At 44.2% G+C, this 6,545-nt stretch carries 4 protein-coding genes, 2 pseudogenes and 2 CRISPR repeat arrays; of the genes and pseudogenes, 1 reads left to right on the top strand and 5 read right to left on the bottom strand.

Annotated elements, in window-relative coordinates:
- Nucleotides 1–268: pseudogene (locus tag MC7420_RS42135) on the top strand (hypothetical protein); the annotation flags it as partial.
- A 512-nt stretch (nucleotides 269–780) separates the two neighbouring features.
- A CRISPR array of direct repeats spans nucleotides 781–1,396; the repeat unit is 36 nt; unit sequence GTTTCCAACTAATCCGATTTAACCCAATCGGTAGGG.
- 219 nt (nucleotides 1,397–1,615) lie between these two features.
- Here MC7420_RS42135 and cas2 read toward each other — a convergent pair.
- From cas2 to cas1, 5 genes and pseudogenes are all read right to left on the bottom strand, one after another.
- Nucleotides 1,616–1,891 carry a CRISPR-associated endonuclease Cas2 gene (gene cas2, locus MC7420_RS33615; RefSeq protein WP_006106302.1) on the bottom strand — a complete coding sequence of 92 codons (276 nt, stop codon included), beginning with the start codon at nucleotides 1,889–1,891 and terminating at the stop codon, nucleotides 1,616–1,618.
- A 299-nt stretch (nucleotides 1,892–2,190) separates the two neighbouring features.
- Entirely contained in the window at nucleotides 2,191–2,451 is a 261-nt protein-coding gene (locus MC7420_RS43670; protein WP_052307588.1) for an NYN domain-containing protein, read from the bottom strand.
- Nucleotides 2,448–3,356, bottom strand: a complete 909-nt coding sequence (locus MC7420_RS36015; protein WP_006106286.1) for an NYN domain-containing protein — start codon at nucleotides 3,354–3,356, stop codon at nucleotides 2,448–2,450. The genes MC7420_RS43670 and MC7420_RS36015 overlap by 4 nt, the downstream gene beginning before the upstream one ends.
- A gap of 181 nt (nucleotides 3,357–3,537) precedes the next feature.
- Nucleotides 3,538–4,806: direct repeats of the CRISPR family, unit length 36 nt; unit sequence GTTTCCAACTAATCCGATTTAACCCAATCGGTAGGG.
- 218 nt (nucleotides 4,807–5,024) lie between these two features.
- Nucleotides 5,025–5,207, bottom strand: a pseudogene (locus MC7420_RS33600) (CRISPR-associated endonuclease Cas2); the annotation flags it as partial.
- 54 nt (nucleotides 5,208–5,261) lie between these two features.
- A complete protein-coding gene (gene cas1, locus MC7420_RS33595; protein ID WP_044211220.1) occupies nucleotides 5,262–6,266 on the bottom strand; it encodes a CRISPR-associated endonuclease Cas1 in 1,005 nt (334 codons plus the stop codon).
- Nucleotides 6,267–6,545 lie beyond the last annotated feature (279 nt).

Genomic DNA, 6,545 nt, shown 5'->3' with positions numbered 1-6,545 from the left:
AACGCCGGAAGCGGTTCAAAAATGTGCCGGGACTGAACTCTATATGTGGATTTTGGTTGCGATCGCCCCCAAGGGAAATCGCCCACACGGAGCAATTGGCGAAAGACTAGGAAATTTCTACGATGAACGACAGAAACGATTTGAGATTGAGAAAAATGACCAAGGAGGTAGTAACACATTCGGAAAACTGATCATCAGTCAGACCGCCGCTTATGGCTGCAAGCTCCTGTTCAAGGAGCTTAAGAAGGCTCTGAAGCTTAAAGAGTAAAGACCCTCACAGCCGTTACTACCTGAGAAATCTGAAATATTGAAGTAGTAACGGCGATTTTAAAACACCCGTTACTAAACCAACAGTAACGGGTATCGATTGATAAGGCAATTATGCTCCGCTGGAACACAAACCTATAAGACAAGATTATGAAAGCATCACGACTATCCGCATGGGATAAAGCGTGCTTAAGGGTGTTAATCCTTAAACACATAACCAAAAAACGCGACTATCTGGGATCGGTAATGATTCGATGCAGACAGCTAACCAAAAAATATACAGCATTCGGCGTAAAAGAAGCGTGTAAAGAAATATGCGAATCATACCCCAAAAGCGACAGAGGGGAAAGGATTCTATTCTTTACCGAGATGCTAAACGAACAAAGCTACCTACTGCTCTGATTAGCGAATCTTATGGGGCAACCGTCCAGCAGTGCATAACCAGCTTATCAATTCTATCCCAGTTTTCCATACTACACTAGCAATGTAGAGTGAAGGCGAAGATTGTTTTGTGTTTCCAACTAATCCGATTTAACCCAATCGGTAGGGTATAGTTACTGTTTACGATAAAAACGAAAAAATATGGTTTCCAACTAATCCGATTTAACCCAATCGGTAGGGTTACCCGCAGTAGACTTTGTGGCGAAAGCTCAAAAAGTTTCCAACTAATCCGATTTAACCCAATCGGTAGGGGGTGTAGCCACAATTGGCTTTATCGGGACTGCATTGGGTTTCCAACTAATCCGATTTAACCCAATCGGTAGGGTCAAACAATGGAAACCGTAGCACAGCTACCGTTTCCAACTAATCCGATTTAACCCAATCGGTAGGGTTTACCGAGAGCTACACAAGTTTTCCCTCAAGAACAGTTTCCAACTAATCCGATTTAACCCAATCGGTAGGGTATAGCTGGGAAGATCGAAGTTGGTCAAGAAATACAAATGTTTCCAACTAATCCGATTTAACCCAATCGGTAGGGTTTGTTTTTTGGTTGAGGTTACATTTTATTTAGAAATGGAGAGTTTCCAACTAATCCGATTTAACCCAATCGGTAGGGAAGAACAACAAATAATTCTGTTTCGTTCTGTTTCGTGTTTCCAACTAATCCGATTTAACCCAATCGGTAGGGAGTTCGTCTAGCAGCCCTTGCCCCGTAAGGGTTTCAGCCGCCGAATCGACACACCTCTAGAAAGTCTAACATATCCTCCCAAAAATTGACTCCAACACATACCTCAAACCCTTACCCTGTAAGCCATCGACACACCTCAACGAAAAATATAGGGTTTCGGCGATTTGCTGAGGTGTGTCGATGAACACCTGACTAATCCCCCTCAAAACCCCCTCAAACCTAGATAACATAATACTTTGGCGGTGGTTGGGGTGCTTCTGAGCCAATCACCAACGCCCTCGAAACCGCTTCCTCAGATATCCAGTAAAATCGCACATTATCCTCCACTGGCTCAACTAACTTTTTCACCTTTTCATAAAGCTGGCGCATCTGGTCTAAACTCAAAAAACATTCAAACACAGAAAATTGAACTCGTCGCCCATATCCTTCTAGAAAATTGGACAACTTCGTCCGCCTTTTATCATTGGGAATATCATACACGACAACTACTAACATTTTACTAAGAAAGGGAAACAGGGGATAGGGATCAGGGATCAGAATTTAAACCCTTACTGTTCCCCATTCCCTGTGACACACCAAGCGTGTGACTGAGCGGAGTTCGGCTAGGCTCACTGACCGCAGTTCGGCTAGGCTCACTGACCGCAGTTCGGCTAGGCTCACTGACCGCAGTTCGGCTAGGCTCACTGACCGCAGTTCGGCTAGGCTCACTGACCGTCGAGGTCAGTTGAGGTGTTCCCTGTTCCCTAATCTCAACCGTTAACTTTAATTGTGTCCACCCACTTATAACACCAAGATTAAGCCACTCGCCATAAGCTAGTCTGGGTTTCTAAATTAAGGTAATTATCGGCTAACTGCATCAATTTTTGGCTAGTTGTAGCACGATAACTGACGACTTCTACTCGCCTACTTAACTGCTGAATCCGCTCAATGGCAGGGACAAAATCGCCATCACCACTGACTAAAATGGCGGTATCGTAGGTATCCGCTAACTCCACTAGGTCTAAAGCTAACTCTACATCTAATACCAAGTTGCAGTCTAAGGTAGAATCTGTCATGCTGAGCAGAACGCAGTGAAACGGAGTGACGCGAAGCATCTGTCCAGATTCTTCGCTTCGCTCAGAATGACATGATAGAACGCAACTTGGTATAAGTTAGCTTTACAAGAACCATCGGCACGTTTAATGATTTCTTTACTAATGATTTTGTAGCCCAAGTTCTGTAATCTAAACAACAACCTTTTTTGCTGTCGGTTCGTGGAGTCCAGTCCTGTGTAGAAGAATGCTTGATAAGATGAATATTGACGTTTGAGAAACGCTAGTAAGTCGGCGTAATCAGGGGGGTCAAATCCTAATTGTAAGGCACTATGGTAGATATTAGCGGCATCAATAAAGATGGCAACTCGGTTAGGGTCAGGTTGAGTCGGGGTGGATTTAGGGTGGCGAGATGGTTGGGTTTGAGAGGAATGATACTGAAACTGTTGCTCTAAGTTGTGTTGGCAAGCTTGTAAGTTTTGGGTTTGATGGGTTAAGTTATCAAGCTGCTGTTCCAGGGTATTAATCTGTTGGGTTACGTCTTTTAGTTCTTTGAGTTTAAAGACTCTATTTTCGTGTTTGAGTTGATGGAGTTTGGCAATGATGGGAGTTAAATGAGTTTTGGTTAGGTAGTTTTTAGGGGAAGATTCAGCTTCATGAATCTGAGTTTCGAGGTGCTGAATTTGGGTTGAGAGGGGACTGAGGGTGTGTTGGACTTCAGTGATTATTTTTTCCTGTTGCTGTTGAGCTAGGGTAAGGCGATGCTGGTTTGTTCGCTGCATCAGGAGCAACCCCAGGAGGGGTATGGAGGTTAAAGCGACTTGTTGAGAGATAGCGGTAAAGGCTGTTCCGGCGAGAATGCCAGAAATATAGAGTGTTTCTTTGATTTTTGAAGCCGTCTGGGGTGGCTTGTGTTGAAGGGTAGTCATTGGGGTTTCCTCGTTTCTCTAGTTTTATTATCGGGGTGGATGGAAACCCCCGCTTCCTGTGGCAACTATTAAAAAAGAGTGAAGTAGCTTTGTCTTCACTCTTTCTGTAATCGGATTTAACCCAATCGGTCCCAATCGGTAGGGGATAATACCCCACGTTTCTGCCGACCCAACGGCAGAAGTTTCCAACTAATCCGATTTAACCCAATCGGTAGGGACTCCCATATAGCTGGGAAACTGCAAGTTGGGCAAGGTTTCCAACTAATCCGATTTAACCCAATCGGTAGGGGAGCCAGTGTTACTGTAAACTGGGAACGGCACTTAAGTTTCCAACTAATCCGATTTAACCCAATCGGTAGGGGAGAAAGCAGCAGCGGGAAACAAGGGTACTTCAACGTTTCCAACTAATCCGATTTAACCCAATCGGTAGGGCAGGCCAAAGATTGGGCAGTGGTTCGTTTGTCCGATCGTGTTTCCAACTAATCCGATTTAACCCAATCGGTAGGGCTGAACAAGAATTTTCCTCGCAAGAGGAAGATTCGTTTCCAACTAATCCGATTTAACCCAATCGGTAGGGTCACGGACGACGTGGTTTCGGAAATGAAAGGTTTCCAACTAATCCGATTTAACCCAATCGGTAGGGAATCGTTTATGTTCCTTAACATATTTGATTCTCACAGTTTCCAACTAATCCGATTTAACCCAATCGGTAGGGTCGGAAAGGGTATAGCACACCTACCGAGCTTGCTGAGTTAGAGTTTCCAACTAATCCGATTTAACCCAATCGGTAGGGTCACTGAGAATGGAGGCTTTTGCTCCCTTTCGTTTCCAACTAATCCGATTTAACCCAATCGGTAGGGCCTGAAGCACCCGTCGTGCAAGTTGAGCGGGTAGTTGCTCAGTTTCCAACTAATCCGATTTAACCCAATCGGTAGGGCTGACAATAAAAGAAAAAAATCCACGCTACTCAAAGTTTCCAACTAATCCGATTTAACCCAATCGGTAGGGCAAACCTATTAAAAGGCAACCATGTCTCTAGAAGATTTGTTTCCAACTAATCCGATTTAACCCAATCGGTAGGGGGTCAGGTTTTTTTAACCCCCTAAATCTTTGTCACTAGAAAGTTTCCAACTAATCCGATTTAACCCAATCGGTAGGGGATTCTGCAGTAGCTGCATATGCCAAATTTCATTAAGTTTCCAACTAATCCGATTTAACCCAATCGGTAGGGGTCAAAAAGACAATAGGTGGAATAGTAGTCTATTATGTTTCCAACTAATCCGATTTAACCCAATCGGTAGGGAAGTGGTCAAAAACAAACCCACAATATTACTTACTAACGTTTCCAACTAATCCGATTTAACCCAATCGGTAGGGGGGATCAAATACCAGTATAATACTGGTAATATTGAAAGTTTCCAACTAATCCGATTTAACCCAATCGGTAGGGAGTTCGTCTAGCAGCCCTTGCCCAGTAAGGGTTTCAGCCGCCCAATCGACACCACTGCTGAAATTATAATGCATTCTGCCCAAAATTGCTCCCAACCCATACCGCAAATCCTTTCCCTGTCAGGCATCGACACCACTCAACGAAAAATATAGGGTTTCGGCGATTTGGCGAGTGGTGTCGATTCACCAACTAAAAATCACCCCTAATTTCCCTCAAACCTAGATAACATAATACTTTGGCGGCGGTTGGGGTGCTTCTGAGCCAATCACCAACGCCCTCGAAACCGCTTCCTCAGATATCCAGTAAAATCGCACATTATCCTCCACTGGCTCAACTAACTTTTTCACCTTTTCATAAAGCTGCCGCATCTGCTCCAAACTCAAAAAACATTCAAACACAGAAAGTAGGGTTGTGTGAAGTCAAAGAAATAGAATTTATAATTCCCCGTTCCCCATTTACATCGCTCTTAAAAAAGCTTCATAGGAAACCCCAGACAACAAACTCTGTTTATACCGCCTCACCTGTAATTGAATCGCTTGACGATAGGTGACTTTTGACTGTAAATCGGGATGAGAAACCTCTTCATTCATCCGGGTTTCAAATTGTTTGAGAAAGACCCGCCTTGCTGATTGATTCAAATAAACCCCTCCCGTACTAGGAACCGTGTCAAAATCTTGGGGCTTGAATAAAGAATGATTAACAATATTCAGAACCAAGCTATCGACAACAACTGACCTCATCTCCTCCATCAAATCAAACGCCAAATAGGGTTTCTGCCGTTCCCCATAATGAAAATTCCCCAAATAAGGAGAAAGCCCTTCCGCAATAATAAACCCCAAAACATTATTAAACAAAAGCGTATACCCAAAACTCAACAACGAATTCACCGGGTCAGTCGGCGGTTGGCGATTCCGCAAGGAAAACTCAAACCTAGAATTCGTAATCAACTGACCCAACGCCGGAAAATACCTCGCCGCCCCTATCCCCTCATAACCCCGCAACCTATCCAAACTTTCACTAAACTCCAACGCCTCAATATCTTGATTAATCCCGATAATCGCCCGTTCCACATCCGGGAGTTTGCGCTTCCGATTAAATCGCAACAAAAGCTGCTTAGAATTCATCAACTTACCATAAACAATTGCCTGAGACACCTGAAACTGAAACGCCGCATCACCCCACCGTCTCACTTGAACCAACTCCTGGTCTAAATCCCGAAATTCAGAACTCCATAAATGACCGTGATAGCGACCACTTTGACTCAGAAATACCACCGCTATTTGTTCTCGCAAACAAACTTGCATCACTGGCGTTGATAATTGAATATTGCCAAACACCAGAATTTGCTGCACTTCTCGAATCGGTACTTCCAGTTTCGGCTTCTCAGATACATAAATAATAAACCGTTGGTACTCCTTATAAATTGTCGTGCCTTGTTCTATCAGATAAATTGCCGCCATTTCTCGATGCCAACTATTTTTTTGAACAACAGAGTTATCCACTTCTCTTGGCTGAGACAATTCTGTCTCTACCTCTGCCAGAAACGGTTGATGTAATGTGCCAATATCGCTCCCATTCCTATCATTTGCTCAACATTTCCCCCTCATCCCCTAACCCTTCTCCCACCGTGGGGAGAAGGGGAACCAGATTCTCTTACTCCCCTCTTGCTCCCCTCTCCCAAGCTTGGGAGAGGGGCTGGGGGTGAGGGCTGGGGTTGAGGGGTTGAGCTTCAGTTGACA

This window comes from Coleofasciculus chthonoplastes PCC 7420 (assembly GCF_000155555.1).
Lineage (GTDB): Bacteria > Cyanobacteriota > Cyanobacteriia > Cyanobacteriales > Coleofasciculaceae > Coleofasciculus > Coleofasciculus chthonoplastes_A.
The sequence above is the reverse complement of the archived record's forward strand: the minus strand, read 5'-3'. Positions and strand labels throughout refer to the sequence as shown.

What these genes read in the sequence shown, in the direction of transcription:
- cas2 (WP_006106302.1), bottom strand. Translation starts at nt 1,891, where the DNA reads ATGTTAGTAGTTGTCGTGTATGATATTCCCAATGATAAAAGGCGGACG.
- MC7420_RS43670 (WP_052307588.1), bottom strand. Translation starts at nt 2,451, where the DNA reads ATGACAGATTCTACCTTAGACTGCAACTTGGTATTAGATGTAGAGTTA.
- MC7420_RS36015 (WP_006106286.1), bottom strand. Translation starts at nt 3,356, where the DNA reads ATGACTACCCTTCAACACAAGCCACCCCAGACGGCTTCAAAAATCAAA.
- cas1 (WP_044211220.1), bottom strand. Translation starts at nt 6,266, where the DNA reads ATGGCGGCAATTTATCTGATAGAACAAGGCACGACAATTTATAAGGAG.